The 208-nt window shown below is 71.2% G+C and carries 1 protein-coding gene; it reads right to left on the reverse strand.

The features are described from left to right. Positions 1-208: lyase family protein (locus OO68_RS42015; protein WP_033314779.1), on the reverse strand; the 208-nt coding region annotated here is incomplete at both ends.

Genomic DNA, 208 nt, shown 5'->3' on the forward strand with positions numbered 1-208 from the left:
CCCCGACGACAGCAGCCGCAGGTCGTTGCAGCTCTTGGACAGCTTGACCGCGATGCGCTTGAGCACACCGGACATCTGCACGAACGCCCCGCAGTCCTGGGTCGCCTCCACCAGGTTGGCCGCTGTCACCAGCGGGAGCCCGGTGATGGCCGCGAGGTGACGGCGGGCCGACTCGGCATAGCCCGCGGGGGCGTTGAGGCCGGTGCCG

The organism is Streptomyces iakyrus (assembly GCF_000717055.1).
Lineage (GTDB): Bacteria > Actinomycetota > Actinomycetes > Streptomycetales > Streptomycetaceae > Streptomyces > Streptomyces iakyrus.